15 protein-coding genes are annotated in these 16,683 nt (G+C 67.4%); 10 read left to right on the forward strand and 5 right to left on the reverse strand.

Annotation, left to right across the window (positions count from 1 at the left end; genetic code table 11):
* Positions 1-2: 2 nt before the first annotated feature.
* The 5 genes from NM203_RS14135 to NM203_RS14155 are packed head-to-tail and all read right to left on the reverse strand — an operon-like array spanning position 3 to position 3,696.
* On the reverse strand, positions 3-443 hold the full coding sequence (locus NM203_RS14135; RefSeq protein WP_255060611.1) for a hypothetical protein: 441 nt from the start codon (positions 441-443) through the stop codon (positions 3-5).
* Positions 444-482: 39 nt separating this feature from the next.
* Positions 483-1,847, reverse strand: a complete 1,365-nt coding sequence (locus NM203_RS14140) for a cytochrome P450 (RefSeq protein WP_255060612.1) — start codon at positions 1,845-1,847, stop codon at positions 483-485.
* Positions 1,848-1,891: 44 nt separating this feature from the next.
* Positions 1,892-2,083 carry a ferredoxin gene (locus NM203_RS14145; protein WP_255060613.1) on the reverse strand — a complete coding sequence of 64 codons (192 nt, stop codon included), beginning with the start codon at positions 2,081-2,083 and terminating at the stop codon, positions 1,892-1,894.
* A 19-nt stretch (positions 2,084-2,102) separates the two neighbouring features.
* Positions 2,103-2,963: a mycofactocin-coupled SDR family oxidoreductase gene (locus NM203_RS14150; protein ID WP_255060614.1), complete on the reverse strand. Its 861-nt coding sequence runs from the start codon at positions 2,961-2,963 to the stop codon at positions 2,103-2,105.
* A 31-nt stretch (positions 2,964-2,994) separates the two neighbouring features.
* Complete coding sequence (locus tag NM203_RS14155; RefSeq protein ID WP_255060615.1) at positions 2,995-3,696, reverse strand: SDR family NAD(P)-dependent oxidoreductase; 702 nt, start codon at positions 3,694-3,696, stop codon at positions 2,995-2,997.
* A gap of 260 nt (positions 3,697-3,956) precedes the next feature.
* Between NM203_RS14155 and NM203_RS14160 the strand changes: the two genes are divergently transcribed.
* From NM203_RS14160 to NM203_RS14205, 10 genes are all read left to right on the forward strand, one after another.
* Positions 3,957-5,489: an aldehyde dehydrogenase family protein gene (locus NM203_RS14160; RefSeq protein WP_408633350.1), complete on the forward strand. Its 1,533-nt coding sequence runs from the start codon at positions 3,957-3,959 to the stop codon at positions 5,487-5,489.
* Positions 5,490-5,524: 35 nt separating this feature from the next.
* Entirely contained in the window at positions 5,525-6,733 is a 1,209-nt protein-coding gene (locus NM203_RS14165) for a CaiB/BaiF CoA transferase family protein (RefSeq protein WP_255060616.1), read from the forward strand.
* A gap of 313 nt (positions 6,734-7,046) precedes the next feature.
* Positions 7,047-7,856 (forward strand): MlaE family ABC transporter permease, encoded by an 810-nt coding sequence (locus NM203_RS14170; RefSeq protein WP_255060617.1) that lies wholly within the window; start codon positions 7,047-7,049, stop codon positions 7,854-7,856.
* 19 nt (positions 7,857-7,875) lie between these two features.
* Positions 7,876-8,724 carry an MlaE family ABC transporter permease gene (locus NM203_RS14175; protein ID WP_303624656.1) on the forward strand — a complete coding sequence of 283 codons (849 nt, stop codon included), beginning with the start codon at positions 7,876-7,878 and terminating at the stop codon, positions 8,722-8,724.
* A gap of 14 nt (positions 8,725-8,738) precedes the next feature.
* Positions 8,739-9,932, forward strand: a complete 1,194-nt coding sequence (locus NM203_RS14180) for an MCE family protein (protein ID WP_255060619.1) — start codon at positions 8,739-8,741, stop codon at positions 9,930-9,932.
* Complete coding sequence (locus tag NM203_RS14185; protein WP_255060620.1) at positions 9,929-10,954, forward strand: MCE family protein; 1,026 nt, start codon at positions 9,929-9,931, stop codon at positions 10,952-10,954. The genes NM203_RS14180 and NM203_RS14185 overlap by 4 nt, the downstream gene beginning before the upstream one ends.
* On the forward strand, positions 10,954-12,045 hold the full coding sequence (locus tag NM203_RS14190; protein ID WP_255060621.1) for an MCE family protein: 1,092 nt from the start codon (positions 10,954-10,956) through the stop codon (positions 12,043-12,045). Before NM203_RS14185 ends, NM203_RS14190 begins: the two co-directional genes overlap by 1 nt.
* Positions 12,045-13,556 (forward strand): MCE family protein, encoded by a 1,512-nt coding sequence (locus tag NM203_RS14195; protein ID WP_255060622.1) that lies wholly within the window; start codon positions 12,045-12,047, stop codon positions 13,554-13,556. Before NM203_RS14190 ends, NM203_RS14195 begins: the two co-directional genes overlap by 1 nt.
* Positions 13,553-14,965, forward strand: a complete 1,413-nt coding sequence (locus tag NM203_RS14200) for an MCE family protein (RefSeq protein WP_255060623.1) — start codon at positions 13,553-13,555, stop codon at positions 14,963-14,965. The genes NM203_RS14195 and NM203_RS14200 overlap by 4 nt, the downstream gene beginning before the upstream one ends.
* On the forward strand, positions 14,965-16,674 hold the full coding sequence (locus NM203_RS14205) for an MCE family protein (protein ID WP_255060624.1): 1,710 nt from the start codon (positions 14,965-14,967) through the stop codon (positions 16,672-16,674). Before NM203_RS14200 ends, NM203_RS14205 begins: the two co-directional genes overlap by 1 nt.
* The last annotated feature ends 9 nt before the right edge of the window (positions 16,675-16,683 follow it).

Consider the following 16,683-nt stretch of genomic DNA (forward strand, 5'->3'; position numbering starts at 1 on the left):
GGCTAGAGGCGCTGCAGGGCGAAGGTCCAGAACTGCTCGCCCGGTGGGCCGTTGAAGCAGCCGACGTCGTAGCGCGACACGATTTCCCCGACGAGGGTGGTGCCCTCCCAGGTGTAGGTGTCGCGCGTCGGCAGGTTCTGCCCGAAGCAGCGCAGACCGTCGGGCACGTCGACGGTGAGGCTGTACCGACCGTCGACGAGCGTCGCCTGGCCGTCGTAGTACGCGTAGTACCTGGTCAGCCGAGGGCCGGCGCTGACGTTGACGCAGTCGGGCCTCTTATCGGGGAGACACGGCGTGACGAACCACACCCATGACGCGCGGTCGTAGCGGTTGGTGAGCAGGTCGTAGTTACCGAGCGTCATCGCGGCCTCGGCGGGAGGTGCGGCCAGCACGGTCGTCGCTGCCAGCGCGGCCGCGGCTATGACGGCCCTGATCGGCTTCATGGTTCCAGCAAATCAGATTGCCGCCCGCCGCGGTCGCGATCAGTCGATGACGACGGCGTCCTTGTGCTCGGTGATCGGCCGCGCGGACTGCTGCTCGTCGATGATCCGCTGCAGGTTCTTCAGCGTCGCGTCCAGGCCGGGCCCCAGCGGTTCGCTCGGGGTGAACGTCGCGGGCAGGTGCTTCATGCCCTGGATGACACCGATCGTCTCGTAGTGCTCGGTGCCTTCGGGATCGCATCGATAGTCGGGCATGCGATCCAGCACCGCGGTGAGCATCGACTTGAACACCGTGCGTGCCACGTTGGATCCGACGCAGCGGTGCACACCGATGCCGAAGCTGAAGTGCCGGTTGCCCTTCCGGTCCAAGACGATCTCGTTCGGCTTCTCGAACACCGACGGGTCGCGGTTGGCCATCGCCCACGAGATCCAGAGCCGTTCACCCTCTTTGAACCGCTGACCCTCGACCTCGACGTCCTCTGAGAACGTCCGCCCGTCGCCGGGGGCCGGCGTGTAGAAGCGCAGGAACTCCTCGGTGGCGGGGTTGAGCAGGGTGTCGCGCTCGCGGCTGAGCAGCTCGCGCTGGTCGGGGTGCTCCGACAGCCACTCCAGCGAGTGCGCGGTGAGTGCGGTAGTGGTGTCGAAGCCGCCGCCGATGATGAGACCGAGGTTGCCGAGGATCTCCAGGTCCGGCGCCGGCTCGCCGTCGATGCGCAACTGCAGCAGGGCGTTGACCAGACCGGGCCGGGGGTTCTCCCGGATCGCCATCATCGCCTGGATCATGTCGATGCCCATCTGCCGGCTCATCTCGGCGACGCGCGGGGCGTCGGGCGAGTGCTCTGGCGTGGACACCGACAGGTGGGCCGGCTCGCTGTAGACCGGCCATTTCTCGAGTTCGATGCCCATCATCGCCAGCGTGAGGACCGCGGGCACGATGTTGGCGAGGTCGTCGACGAAGTCGATGCGCCCCGATTGGCACTTCTCGTCGAGCGACGCGCGCACCACCTCGTCGACGAACGGCTGCCACCGCTTGACCGCGGCGGGGGACAGGTAGGGGTTCAGCGCGCCGCGGTAGATGCTGTGCTCGGGCTCGTCCATCTCGAGGATGCCGCCCCGAACCACAGTTGCCCGTTGGGCTTTGGGGATGGTGATGCCCTGATAGCCCTTGCGTTCACCGTTGATGTCGTGGTCGTTGGACACCGCCGGGCAGCGCGCGAGCTCGAAGACGTGCTTGCTGTCGGCGGCCACCCAGTGACCGCCGTACACGTCGGTCCACGCCATCGGGCACTTCGACTGCATCTCGGCGGTGATCTCGTCGAACTGCAGACGGTATTCCGGAGTGTGGCGGTCGAAGTGGAAGGTGTTCTTCTTGCGGTCGTCGTCGGTGGTGACGTCGTCGATGCTCACGGCGGTGTCTCCTAGCAGTTATCGTACGGCGTTCAAACGCAACGTCATTCGATGACGATGGCCTGTTCGGGGCAGGAGTGCGCCGCCTCGGCGACCGCATCCTCCTGGTCGGCGGGGACCACGTCGTCGACCGGTGACGCGTGCCCGTCCACGTCGTCGAGGACGAACGAGTCGGGCGCGATCATCGCGCACAGCGTGTGCCCTTGGCACTTCGTGGCGTCAACCGAAACCTTCACTAGCGCAACCCCTTCCGGATCAAGCGTGGTAGTCGTACCACTTGAGGTAGCCGCCGGCGTCGACGCGCAACTGCATGCCGGTGACGTAGCGGGCCTCGTCGGACACCAGCCACAGGATGGCGTTGCTGATGTCCTCCGGCTCGATGAAGTTGACCTTCATCGCCTGCTGCACGCCGAACACGGGCTCGGCGTCGGCGCGGGTGGGGTTCTCCAGGTCGGGCCGGAACGACTTGTACATCGGCGGGCTCTGCAGCATGTCGGTGTTGCAGTTGGTCGGGTGGACGACGTTGGCCCGGATCCCGCGAACCGCCAGCTCGGTGGCGAGGTCGTGGACGAACTGCGACAGCAGGCGCTTGGACGTCATGTAGGCCATGCCGCCGGGGTCGGCGCCGGGGTTCGGCTTGTTGTGCGCGTCCATCAGCGCCGCCGTCGAGCCCGTGGCGACGATCGCCGCGCCCTCCTTCAAATGCGGCAGCGCGACGTGGATGGCGTTGATGGTGCCGATCAGGTTCGTGTTGATCACGTCGGTCCACGCCTGAAGGGGCGGCTGGCCCTTCATGCCCGCGATACCCGCCTGCGCGACGACGATGTCGAGCCCGCCGAGTTGTGCGATGCCCTCCTCGAGGGCCGTCTTGAGCTGCGCGGCATCTCGCACGTCGGCCTTCGCGGTGAAGACCCGCTGTCCGGTTTTCTCCACGAACGCCGCCGTCTCGTCGAGATCGGCCTGCGTCGCCATCGGGTAGCCGATGGTGTCGACGTCTTCGCAGAGGTCGACGGCGATGATGTCGGCGCCCTCTTCCGCCAGTCGGACCGCGTGGCTGCGACCCTGGCCGCGCGCGGCGCCCGTGATGAATGCGACCTTGCCTGAAACGCGTCCCACTGGTTGTCCCTTCAGCTGTTTGATGTGTCGGTTACGTGTTGCGTCCGCCGTTGACCCCGAGGATCTGACCGGTGATGTAGCCGGCCTCCTCGGAGATCAGGAAGGCGCACGCGGCGGCGATGTCCTCGGGCCGGCCGATGCGCCTCACCGGCGTGGCGGCGATGGTCTGGTCGATGTCGCCGAGGAAGCCCTTGTCGGCGGCGGCGCGGAGCATCGGCGTGTCGATGAAGCCGGGCGGCACCGCGTTGACGGTGATGCCGTTGGGCCCGTACTCGAGTGCGAGCGTCTTCGTCAGCCCGTTGACCGCGGACTTCGCCGCGACGTAGGGCGACATGTACGGCGCGCCGGAGTGCGTGCTCGAACTCGAGATGTTGACGATCCGTCCCCACCCCGCCTCCAGCATGTCCGGCAGCACGGCCTGGATGGTGTGGAAGACCCCGTTCAGATTCACGTCGATGACGCGCTGCCAGCGTTCGAATGAGACGTCGTGGAACTTCTTGAAGCTGTCCAGGCCCGCGGCGTTGACGAGGATCGACACCGGACCCAGCTTCGCGCGCACACCGGCCAGCGCGTCGTCGACGGCGGCCCGGTCGGTGACGTCGGCGGCGAAGGCGAACTCGTCGTCGCCGGGCTTTAGATCGAGCACGGCGACGTGATGACCGTCGGCGCGCAGCCGGTTCACGATCGCCTGGCCGATACCCGATCCACCACCGGTCACGACGGCGTTCTTCACGTGGTGCATCCTCCTGCGGGCGGGGTCATCATGACGGTCGTTTCGAAGACTAAGAATCTCGATTCCGATTATGAGAACCGTACTCTCGCCTTGGGTGAAACCGCAAGATACGGCGGGCGCTGCGACAACGTGCCCGAGGGCTGCCCGAGTGCGCTCCACCAACCTGACTAGGTAGTCTAGCCTTTCTTGAGTTCTCGCCCAGCGAATGTAAGATTCGCCGATGATGAGAATGAAATTTCCATCACAGTGAGGAGCGGTGTGTGACGCAGGCGTCAACGATCTCAGGCGGCGGGCAGGTCGACGCTGGTCAGGGCACCCCCGACCGCCGGATGCTCATCGACGGCCGGTTGGTGGCGGGTGACCGGACATTCGCGTCGCTGAACCCGGCCACCGGGGAGATTCTGGGATACGCCCCCGACGGCTCCGTGGCCGACGCCGAGGCCGCGGTCGCAGCCGCGCGCCGCGCGTTCGACACCGGTGGGCAGGAGCGCAGCGACCGGGGGGTCGGCTCCGGTACTTGGGCCACCGACGTCGCCCTCCGCGTCCGCTGCCTGGAGCAGTTGCACCGAGCCCTCGTCGAGCACCGCGACGAGCTCGCCGCGCTCACCACGGCGGAGGTGGGTGCGACGCCGGCCCTGAACCAGGGCGCGCAACTGGATCAGCCGATCGACATCGTCCGGTACTACGCGGAGCTGCTCAAGGACTACCCGCTGACCGAGGACCTCGGGAACATCGAGAGCCGCGGCATGCAGCACCACCGCTGGGTGGAGAAGGAAGCCGGTGGCGTCGTCGCGGCGATCATCGCCTACAACTACCCCAACCAGCTGGCGCTGGCGAAGCTCGCACCGGCACTCGCGGCCGGGTGCACCGTCGTCCTCAAGGGCGCCCCCGACACGCCCCTGGTGACACTGGCGCTCGGTGAGTTGATCGCCAACCACACCGACATCCCCCCGGGCGTGGTCAACGTCCTCAGTTCGTCCGACCCCGCGGTCGGCGCGGTGCTGACCACGAGCCCCGATGTGGACATGGTGACGTTCACCGGATCCACCCCCACCGGCCGCCGCATCATGGCGGCCGCCAGCGAGACGCTGAAGAAGGTCTTCCTCGAGCTCGGCGGGAAGTCCGCCGCGATCGTGCTCGACGACGCGGACTTCGGCACCGCCGCGGTCTTCTCCGCGTTCAGCATGGTGACCCACGCCGGTCAGGGTTGCGCGCTGACGTCCCGAATCCTGGTGCCGCGCAAGCACCACGACGAGATCGTCGAACTCATCAAGACCAACTTCGGCCACGTCCGCTACGGCGATCCCAACGACCCCGCGACCTACATGGGTCCGCTCATCAGCGAGGCGCAACGCGACAAGGTCGACGGCATGGTGAAACGCGCCGTCGAGGCCGGCGCCACACTGGTCACCGGTGGAGAGAAGAAGGGCCCCGGCTTCTTCTACACGCCCACGCTGCTCACGAACGTCGACCCGGACGCCGAGATCGCGCAGGAGGAGGTCTTCGGGCCGGTTCTCGTCGTGATCGCCTACGACGACGACGACGACGCGGTGCGCATCGCCAACAACTCCATCTACGGACTGTCCGGCGCGGTGTTCGGCGGCCAGGAGCGCGCGCTGGCCGTGGCTCGTCGGATTCGCACCGGAACGTTCTCCATCAACGGTGGCAACTACTTCAGCCCGGACAGCCCCTTCGGCGGGTTCAAGCAGTCCGGCATCGGCCGCGAGATGGGGAAGGCCGGACTCGAGGAGTTCCTCGAGGGAAAGACGTACGCGACGGTGGTGACCTCGTGAGGAGCGGCGGGCAGGAGCGAAGCGACCGGGGGAATGTGACTGGGCCGCTGGACGGCATCCGCGTCCTCGAGGTCGCCATGTACGGGTTCGTCCCGTCGGCGGGCGCCGTGCTCGCCGAATGGGGGGCCGACGTCATCAAGGTCGAGCACGCCGTCACCGGAGATCCGCAGCGCGGCCTGCGCCAGACCGGCCTGCTGCGGGTCGAGGGCGATCCGAACCCCAACATCGAGCACGCCAACCGCCTCAAGCGCAGCATCGGTCTGGACATGTCGGTGCCCGAGGGGCGCGAGGTGCTGCTGGAGCTCGCCAGCCGCGCCGACGTCTTCCTCACCAGTTTCCTGCCCGGCCACCGGCAGAAGTTCGGGATCGACGTCGACGACATTCGCGCCGTGAACCCGAACATCGTTTACGCCCGCGGCAGCGCGCTCGGACCCCGAGGCGAGGAATCGGTCAAGGGCGGCTACGACATGACCGCGTTCTGGTGCCGTGCCGGAACGGCCGCCACCATTACACCGCCGGGGACGCCGGGAATGGTCGGTCCGCCGGGACCGGCCTACGGCGACACCATCTCCGGTACGAACCTCGCGGGTGGCATCGCGGCAGCGCTGCTGAAGCGGGAGCGCGCCGGCGAGGCGTCGGTGGTGGACGTCTCGCTGCTCGGCAGCGGGCTGTGGTCGCTGGGGCACACCGTCGCACTGACCAAGCACCTGGGGCAGCGCATGGAGGCCTTTCCGCCGGGGACGCAGGGATCGCCGTTCAACCCGCTCGTCGGGCTGTATCCGACCGCCGACGACAGGTACATCTCCTTCGTGATGATGCAGCCCACGAAGTTCTGGGCCGACGTCTGCAGGCACATGGACCTCGAGGACCTGATCGACGATCCGCGCTTCGCCACCGCCGAGTCGATCGCGGAGAACACCGCGGCCGCCAACGAGATCCTCGCCGCGGCCATGCAGAAGCGCACGCTGCCCGAGTGGAGTGAGCGGTTCGCGACGCTGGCCGGGCCGTGGGCGCCGGTGCAGGACACCCTCCAGGCCGTCGACGACGCCCAGATCCGCGCGAACGAATACCTAGTGCAGGCAGGCGAACTCGAGCTGGTCGCCAATCCGGTGCAGTTCGATGTGACGGCGCCGGTCAGTGGTCCCGCACCGGGCTTCGCCGAGCAGACCGACGACATCCTGCAGGAGCTGGGGCTGGACTGGGACCGCATCATCGAGCTCAAGACCGTCGGGGCGGTCACCTAGTGGTCGGAAGGCTGACGCTCGCAATGAGTTACGTCGACACGGACGCCGCGCCCCGCACGAGGGGCGCGGCGATTGCGCTTCAGCGGTCTTACGAGACTGTCAGTCTCGTAAGCGCTTTGCTGAATCCGTCTTATGACGGAAGCGTCAAACAGGACCCGCGCAAGGGCGCACTTATGGCACAGTGCGTCGAGTCGTTCCATCAGGCGCGACGACGGGTCCGCTTCGGGGACGGTCCAACCCGTGTGTTAACGCGAAGCATCGACGGCTCGATAGCCACATCACCCGCGACGACTTCTGAAGGGACCGAGGCCACATGGCTGTGAAGGGACCTGAGCGCTGGTCTACCGGCCTCGCGATACCGAAGGGCGCGTCGGGGGCGATGCAGGCCGTCGGCGGGTTGTTCTCGATGGGTGTGGACGCGGTCAAGTTCATCTTCGTGCGGCCGTTTCAGTGGCGGGAGTTCCTGGAGCAGTCGTGGTTCGTGGCGCGGGTGTCGCTGGCGCCGACGCTGTTGGTGGCGATCCCGTTCACGGTGCTGGTGTCGTTCACGCTGAACATCCTGCTTCGGGAGTTGGGTGCGGCCGACTTGTCCGGTGCGGGTGCGGCGTTCGGGGCGGTGACGCAGGTCGGTCCGGTGGTCACGGTGTTGATCGTGGCCGGGGCGGGTGCGACGGCGATGTGCGCGGATCTGGGGTCGCGCACGATCCGCGAGGAGATCGACGCCCTGGAGGTGTTGGGGATCAACCCGGTGCAGCGGTTGGTGACCCCGCGCATGCTGGCCTCGGGTCTGGTGGCGCTGCTGCTGAACAGTTTCGTGGTGATCATCGGGATCGTGGGCGGTTACGTGTTCTCGGTGTTCGTCCAGGACGTGAACCCGGGCGCGTTCGCCGCGGGCATCACCCTGTTGACCGGGGTGCCCGAGGTGGCGATCTCGTGTGTGAAGGCGGCGTTGTTCGGGTTGATCGCCGGTCTGGTGGCGTGTTACCGCGGCTTGTCGATCACCGGTGGCGGGGCCAAGGCGGTGGGCAACGCGGTCAACGAGACGGTGGTGTTCGCGTTCATGGCGTTGTTCGTGATCAACGTGGTGGTCACCGCGATCGGCATTCAGTTGACGGCGAAGTAGGGCGGCCGGCGTGGGAACGATGCAGGTGCTGCGCTCGGCCTATCCGCGGGCGTTCCGGGGGCTCAGTCGCCCGGTCGGGGTGCTGGGGCGCATCGGCGATCAGACGTTGTTCTTCGGCCGCGCCATCGCGGGGACCCCGCACGCGTTCGTGCACTTCCGCAAGGAGTTGGTGCGGCTGATCGCCGAGATCTCCATGGGCGCGGGGGTGTTGGCGATGATCGGCGGCACGCTGGTCATCGTCGGGTTCCTGACCCTGGCCACCGGCGGCACGCTGGCGGTGCAGGGCTACAGCTCGCTGGGCAACATCGGCATCGAGGCGCTCACCGGGTTCCTCTCGGCGTTCATCAACGTGCGCATCGCCGCCCCGGTGATCGCCGGGATCGGCCTGGCCGCGACGTTCGGGGCGGGGGTGACCGCGCAGCTGGGTGCGATGCGGATCAACGAGGAGATCGACGCCCTGGAGTCGATGGGCATCCCGCCGATCGAGTACCTGGTCTCCACCCGGCTGCTGGCCGGGATGATCGCGATCACCCCGCTGTACTCCATCGCGGTGATCCTGTCCTTCCTCGCGAGCCGGTTCACCACGGTGGTGTTGTTCGGGCAGTCCGGCGGCCTCTACGACCACTACTTCAACACCTTCCTCAACCCGATCGACCTGCTCTGGTCGTTTCTGCAGGCGTTCCTGATGGCGTTGACGATCCTGCTGATCCACACCTACCACGGCTACTTCGCCTCCGGCGGACCCTCGGGGGTCGGCGTCGCGGTCGGCAACGCCGTACGCACCTCCCTGATCGTCGTCGTCTCGGTCACCCTGCTCGTCTCGTTGGCCGTCTACGGCTCCAACGGCAACTTCAACCTGTCCGGATAGGAGGGGAGCACCTGATGTCGAAACCGCTCGCGCGCCCACTGGCCGGCCTACTCACCGTCGTCGTCCTCGCGGGCATCGTGTTCTTCGCCGTCGGCATGTTCAGGGGCGGATTCGGAACCACCGTGCCGGTGAGCATCGTCGCGGAGCGGGCCGGCCTGGTGATGAATCCCGAAGCCAAGGTGAAGATGTACGGCGTTCAGGTGGGGCAGGTCGAGTCCATCGAAACGCAGCCCAACGGAACCGCCGTATTGCATCTCGCGATGGATCCCGACCAACTCGCGGCGATCCCGGACAACGTCGACGTCAACATCACGTCCTCCACCGTGTTCGGTGCGAAGTTCGTCGAACTGGTGGCGCCGAAGGACCCCTCGGCCACCCCCCTCGCCAAGGGCCAGCAGCTCAGCGCGCAGCGCGTCACCGTCGAGGTCAACACCGTCTTCCAACAGCTCACCGACGTCCTGGACGCGATCGATCCGGTGAAGCTGAACGAAACGCTGGCGGCGATCTCGGGAGCGCTGAACGGCCGAGGCGAGCAGCTGGGACAGACGGTCACCGACTTCTCGAACCTGCTCAATCGGATCAATCCGAGCCTGGGCAACATCAGCCGCGACCTCGAGGTCGCACCGGTCGCACTCGGCGCCTACGCGGACTCCGCCACCGCGCTCGTCGACGTTCTCGACAGCACCACCCGCGTCGGCGACACGCTCGTCGACCAGGAGCAGAACCTCGACTCCTTCCTGGTCAGTGCAATCGGGCTGGCCGACACGGGCAACAACGTCGTCTCCGAGAATCGGCAACCGCTGACCGACGTCCTCAACATGCTGGTGCCCACGCTGGGCACCGCCAGCCAGTACCAGGAGAACCTGCGCTGTGGCCTACAGGGTCTTATTCCCTTCGTGCACTCCCCGCCCCTCGACCGGCCCGGTGTCGCCGTGACGGCCAACTTCACCCTGGGCGTTGAGCGCTACCGCTACCCGCAGGATCTGCCCAAGGTCGCTGCGAAGAGCGGACCGTCCTGCGCTCAACAGAGACTGCCGTTGGTGCCGAACAACTTCCGCCCGCCGTTCCTCGTCGCCGACGTCGGCGCCAACCCATGGGCGTACGGCAACCAGGGCATCCTGCTCAACTCCGACGCGCTCAAGGAGGCCCTGTTCGGGCCGATCGACGGACCGCCCAGGAACAGCGCGCAGATCGGAATGCCCGGATGACGCGCGCGACGGGCACATACGTAAAGTTCGGCGTCTTCGCCGTCGTCATGGTGTTGCTCACCGCGTTCCTGTTCGTCACGTTCGCGCAGTACCGGACCGGTTCCACGGGTGGCTACTCCGCGGTCTTCAAGGACGCCTCGCGACTGGCGGCGGGGGATACCGTGCGGGTGGCCGGGATTCGGGTCGGCACCGTCACCGGGGTGTCCCTGCAGCCGGACCGCCGAGTCCTCGTCGAGTTCGACGCGGATCAGAAAATCAAGCTCACCGACGGCACCAAAGCCGCGATCCGCTACCTCAACCTCACCGGTGACCGCTACCTCGAACTGGTCGACGGTCCGGGTTCGACGCGACTGATGCCGCAGGGAACGCAGATTCCGATCGAGCGCACGCAGCCGGCCCTCGACCTGGATCTACTGCTCAGCGGGCTGAAGCCGGTGATTCAGGGGCTCAACCCGGCCGACGTCAACTCGCTCACCCAGGCTCTCGTGCAGGTGTTCCAGGGCCAGGAGGGCACGCTCGACTCCTTGCTCGCGAAGACGTCGTCGTTCTCGAACACGCTCGCGGACAACAACCAGACCGTCGAGAACCTGATCCAGAACCTGAACACCGTGCTGGACACCGTCTCCAAGGACGGCGACAACTTCGGGGCCGCGATCGACCGTCTCGAGAAGCTGATTTCCGGCCTGTCGACCGACCGGGATCCGATCGCCACGGCCATCTCGTCCCTGGAGAACGGCACCGCGTCCATCGCCGACCTGCTGACCCAGGCCCGACCGCCGCTGGCGGGGACGGTCGACGAGCTGAACCGGCTGGCCCCCAACCTCGAAAGCGGGAAGGGATACCTGGACGGCGCGCTGACCCGTGCGCCCGGCAACTACCGCAAGCTGGCCCGCATCGGCGCCTACGGCGCGTTCGTTCAGTACTACATCTGCGAACTCTCCATCAAGGTGACCGATCTGCAGGGCAGAGCCTCGTTCTTCCCCTTCGTCAAGCAGGAAAACGGAAGGTGCGCTGAGCCGTAATGCTCAAATACCGTGGAGTGAGACTCGCGCGCGCCGGCTTCATGGGCGTCGTGCTCATCATGCTGGTCATCGCCGTCGGGCTCCAGCCCGAGCGGCTGCTGGCATACGCCACCTCGCTGCAGTATCAGGCGAGGTTCGCGGAAGCGGGCGGCATCACCGTCGGGAACGACGTCACGCTGTCCGGCATCAAAGTCGGTTCGGTGACCGGTGTTTCGCTCGACGACGGCGACGCGGTCGTCAAGTTCACCGTGGCGAGCAAGTACCCGCTCGGTTCGGAGACGACCGCGCACATAAAGACGGGCACCCTGCTGGGCGAGCGGGTGCTGACCGTCGAGACGGCGGGTGACGAGGCGATGAACCGCGCCGAGCCGATTCCGGTGTCCCGGACGTCGTCGCCCTACTCGCTCAGCGACGCGGTGGGCGAGCTGACCGAGAACACCGGCGGCACGGACACCGCGCAACTGAACCAGTCGCTGGACACGCTGTCGACGACGCTCGACCAGATCGCGCCGCGGTTGGGCCCGACGTTCGACGGGCTCACCCGACTGTCGCAGGCGCTCAACAGCCGGGACGGCACGCTCGGTGAGCTGCTCAGGACGGCCTCCGACGTGACGGGGATCCTCTCGGAACGCAGCCAGCAGGTGAACAGCCTGATCCTCAACGCCAACGACCTGCTGGCGGTGCTCGTCGAGCGGCGCCAGGCGATCGTGGATCTGCTCGCCAACACCTCGGCCGTCTCGAAACAGCTGACGGGTCTGGTTGCGGACAACGAGGCCGAACTCGCGCCGACTCTGGAACGACTCAACAAGGTGAACGAGGTGTTGGTGCGCAATCGGGACAACCTCGCCAAGGCCATTCCCGGCGCGGCGAAGTACCAGACGATCCTCGGTGAGGCCGTGTCCAGCGGCTTCTACTACACCGCGTACGTGCCGAACTTCCAGCCGGCGCAGTTGCTCCAGCCGTTCCTCGATTACGCCTTCGGCTTCCGCCGGGGCCCGTTCGGCTCCGGGGCACCGCCGACCAATGACCTCACGGGACCGAGGGCCGAGCTCCCGTTGCCGTACAACGCGATTCCGGGCGGTTCGCGGTGATGGCGGCGTCCCGGAAGTGGTTGGTGCCCACGCTCGCGGTCGTGCTGGCGGTCGCCCTGATCGGCGGAGGTTTCCTCGCCGCGCGCGCCCTGCTGTTCGGCCCGATGACGATCACGGCGCTGTTCCCGACGGCGACGGCGATCTACCCCGGTGACGACGTGCGAGTCTCGGGCGTGCGGGTCGGCACGATCGAATCGATTGAGCCGCAGGGCACTCAGACCAAGATGACGATCGAAGTGGACCGCGGAATTCCCGTGCCCGCCGACGCGAAGGCCGTGATCGTCGCGCAGAACCTGGTGGCCGCCCGGTACGTGCAGTTGACACCCGCGTACCGCTCGGCGACCGGCGGACCGAGGCTGGAGGACGGCGCGGTCATCCCACTCGAGCGCACCGGCGTGCCGGTCGAATGGGACGAGGTGAAGAAGCAACTCGAGCGCTTGGCGACCGACCTCGGACCCAGCGGTGACATGTCGACGACGTCGGTGGGTCGGTTCATCGACAGCGCCGCCAACGCCTTGGACGGCAACGGCGTGAAGTTGCGACAGACGCTGGCGGAACTCTCCGGCGTGACCCGTGTGCTGGCCGAGGGCAGCGGCGACTTCGTCAGCGTGATCAAGAATCTGCAGATCTTCGTGACGGCGCTCAAGGGGAGTAACGAGCAGATCGTGTCGTTCAACGACCGATTGGCCACCCTGTCCAGCGTGCTCGACGGCAGCAAGTCCGATCTCGACGCGGCCCTGACCGATCTGTCGGTGGCGATCACCGACGTGCAGCGCTTCGTCAAGGGCACCCGCAACCAGACCGTGGAGCAACTCGACGGTCTGCTACAGGTTTCGCAGACCCTCGTCGACGTCAAGGACGATCTGGAGCAGGTGCTGCACGTGGCACCCAACTCCTTCGCCAACGCGTACAACATCTACGACCCGGACACGGGCACCCCCCGCGGTGGCTTCTCGATTCCCAACCTGGCCAGCCCCATGCAGTTCGTCTGCGGGATGATCGGCGCAACCCAGAACACGACGGCACCCGAGACCGCCAAGCTGTGCAACGACTACCTCGGGCCCGCGCTGCGACTGCTGAACCTGAACTACATCCCGGTACCGATCGCCCCGTACCTGGCGAAGTCGGCGAGCCCGGAGAACATCGTCTACGCGGACCCGAAGCTCGCCCCCGGTGGCGAAGGTGGCGTCCCGAGGGTGCCGGAGAACCTGCCCAACATCTCCGCTTACACCGGACTCGACGGAGACGTCCCGCTGCCGCCGGGGATGGGACCGCCGCCCGACGGCCCGTTCTCAGCCCCCAATCGGCGGGAGAACTTCCCGATTCCCGCGTTGTATCCCGGTGCTCCGGTGCCGACGGAGCCCTCGCGGATCGGGCCGCCGCTGCCACCGCCGGCGTCGGGACCCCTGCCCGGTCCGTCCGGCCTGCCGGCGATGATGTTGCCCGCGGAGGCCGCCCCGCCGCCACCGCCAGGTCCACTGTTGCCCGCCGAGGGAGCGCCGCCGTCATGATGAGTGGAACTTCGACGAAGCGTGTCCTCGCGGTCGGCACCTGCGTGCTGCTCACCGTGTCCGGGTGTGCATTCGAGGGCGTCAACTCCCTGCCCCTTCCCGGTGCGGTGGGACGGGGCTCCGACGCGGCGATCTACCACGTGGAGATCGCGAATGTCGCTACGCTCGAACCGAATTCGCCCGTGCTGATGAACGACGTCGTCGTCGGCAGCGTGCGACGCATGGACGTGCAGGACTGGCACGCCAACGTGGAGATCTCGGTGCAGCCGGGCGTGACCGTTCCGGCCAACGCGGTGGCCAGCGTGGGACAGACGAGCCTTCTCGGCTCCATGCACGTCGCGCTCAACCCTCCGGTGGGCGAGGCGCCTGCGGGCGCGTTGCCTCCGGGAGCCACCATCGGCCTCAACGACTCGTCGACCTACCCGACGACGGAGCAGACGCTTTCGTCGCTGTCCGTGGTCGTCAACGCGGGTGGGCTCGGTCAGATCGGCGAGGTCGTCCACACCTTCAACGAGGCGCTCTCGGGCAGGGAAGAGGACTGGCGCAATCTGCTGACCCGGCTAGACGAGTTCATCGGCACGCTCGATCAGCAGCGGCAGAGCCTCGTCGCCACCATCGAGGCGCTCAACCGGATCGCCACCACGTTCGCCGACCGCCGAGGCGTGATCAGCGCTGCGCTGCAACGTATTCCGCGCGCACTCGAGGTGCTGGATCAGCAACGCCCGCAGCTCACCACGGCGCTCACCAGGCTGGGGGAGTTCAGCGACACCGCCAACCGACTGGTCAACGACACCCAGACCGAACTGGTGACGAACCTGCAGAACCTGCAGCCCACGATCAAGGCGCTGGCGGACGTGGGGCCCGACCTCGACGCGGCCCTGGCCTACGCGACCGTGTTCCCCTACGGTCAGAATCTCATCGACCGCGCCGTCCGGGGTGACTTCATCAACCTCTTCGCGACGATCGACATCTCCGGCCCGCGACTGCGCAAGTCGTTCTTCCTGGGCACCCGAGTCGGCCAGGAGGGCCGCGACCTGGTGCCGCTACCGGGCGAGACGTTCTTCCAGCGCTACACCTACGATCCGCTGGGTCGTCCGCTCGCGCCGGCCCCCGCCGGTGGACCGCTGGGGCCCGTGCCACCGGACAACCCCGGTCTGAACCCGGATCCGCCGGGCGCCGCGCGGAGTCTGCCGGGACCGGGTTCGTACCCGGCCGCACTGCCGGCGCCTCCGCCCGAAGCGGCTCCGATGCCTGCACCCACAGGCCCCGTGCTGCCCGTCGTGCCGCAGGCACGCGCGGACGGAACGGCGACGGACACCACTCAGCCGGGGGGTGGGCCGATCTTCGCGGGACCCTACGGCGCCGGCGGCACACCGCCGCCCGCAGCACCGACAGCCGGAGGTAGCTGATGCTCACGCGTTTCGTCAGGATTCAGTTGGCGGTCTTCGCGGTGGTGTCCGTGATCGGCGTCGCCGTGATGGCGTACACCTACGTGCAGGTGCCGACGCTGCTCGGCATCGGCCGGGTCGAGGTGAAACTTCAGTTGCCCACATCTGGCGGGCTCTACCGATTCAGCAACGTGACGTATCGGGGCGTCGAAGTCGGCAAGGTCACCGACATCAGGGTCGTCAAGGGCGGCGCCGAGGCGACGCTGTCGATCGGCACGTCACCGAAGATCCCGGCCGACCTCCAGGCGGACGTCCGCAGCGTCTCGGCCGTCGGCGAGCAGTACGTCGATCTGCGGCCGCGCACCGACTCGGGGCCCTATCTGCAGAACGGCTCGGTCATCACCGGCGAGAACGTCTCGCTGCCGCCTCCGATCGGGCCCGTGCTGGACCGGGTGAGCAAGCTGGTCGAGACGTTCCCCAAGGACCGGCTGGGTGATCTGCTCGACGAGACGTACGAGGGATTCAACGGCGCCGGATTCGATTTCGGCTCGCTGCTGGACTCCGGCGCGACGCTGGCCAACGATCTCAACGGCGTGGCCGACCAGACCCGTCTCCTCGCCGACGACAGCAGGCCGCTGCTCGAGGGTCAGGCGGCAACCGCGGACTCGATCCGGACTTGGGCGCGCAGTCTCGCGGGCTTCACCGGTCAGCTCGCCGCGAGCGACCCGCAGCTCCGCACCGTGCTGCAGACGTTCCCCGGTTTCTCCGACGAGGTGTCGAGCTTCTTGAACGAGCTCAAGCCGACGCTGCCGGTGCTCCTCGCCAATCTCGGAACCGTCAGCGAGATTCTGATGACGTACAACGCGTCACTCGAACAGCTGCTGGTGCTGCTACCGCCGTATTTCGCTCAGCAGCAGTCGTATTCGTTGACGAGCGACTCCACCGGCGGCGCGCGTGGCGATTTCGCGGTCACCGTCAGCGACCCGCCCGCCTGCACCGTGGGGTTCCTGCCGCCGTCGTCCTGGCGCTCGCCAGCCGACGAGTCCGACATCGACACGCCGGATGACATCTACTGCAAGCTGCCGCAGGATTCTCCGATCGCGGTGCGCGGTGCACGCAACTTCCCCTGCATCAGGCATCCCGGCAAGCGGGCCCCCACCGTCGAGATCTGCAACAGCGACAAGCCGTACGAACCGCTGGCGATGCGGCAGCACGCCCTCGGTGCGGCGCCGCTCGATCCCAGCCTGATCGCGCAGGGCATTCCGATCGACGACCGTGCGACCCTCAACGAGGACATCTACGCGCCGGTGGAGGGCACGCCACTTCCGCCGGGGGCGGCACCTGCGGGAACCCCTCCGGGGCAGCCGGTTTCGCCGTTGGAGGCACCTCTCGCCGCTGCGGTGCCGGCGCCTCCGCCACCGGGTAACTCGCTCAACGGGGTGCCGATCGCCCCGCCGCAGGGGCCGCCGCCGGGTCCGGTGCCCGAGCCGATGGGAGCGCCGCCCGGCCCGGTCGACGTCGTGCCGCCACCCGATGCCGGCGCGATCCCCGTGGCGCCCAGTGCATTCGGGCGAAGCGAGAAGGGCGACGGGCCGAGTGTCGCTTTCGCTCAATACAATCCGCGTACCGGTGAGTACGTCGGGTCCGACGGCAAGCTGTACACGGTGACGAACCTGGCCGCCGACTCTCCGCTGGAGAAGACGTGGAAGGACCTGTTGCTCACGGAGTGAGCGGCCGTA

The sequence above is a fragment of the Mycolicibacterium arenosum genome (genome assembly GCF_024320865.1).
Lineage (GTDB): Bacteria > Actinomycetota > Actinomycetes > Mycobacteriales > Mycobacteriaceae > Mycobacterium > Mycobacterium arenosum.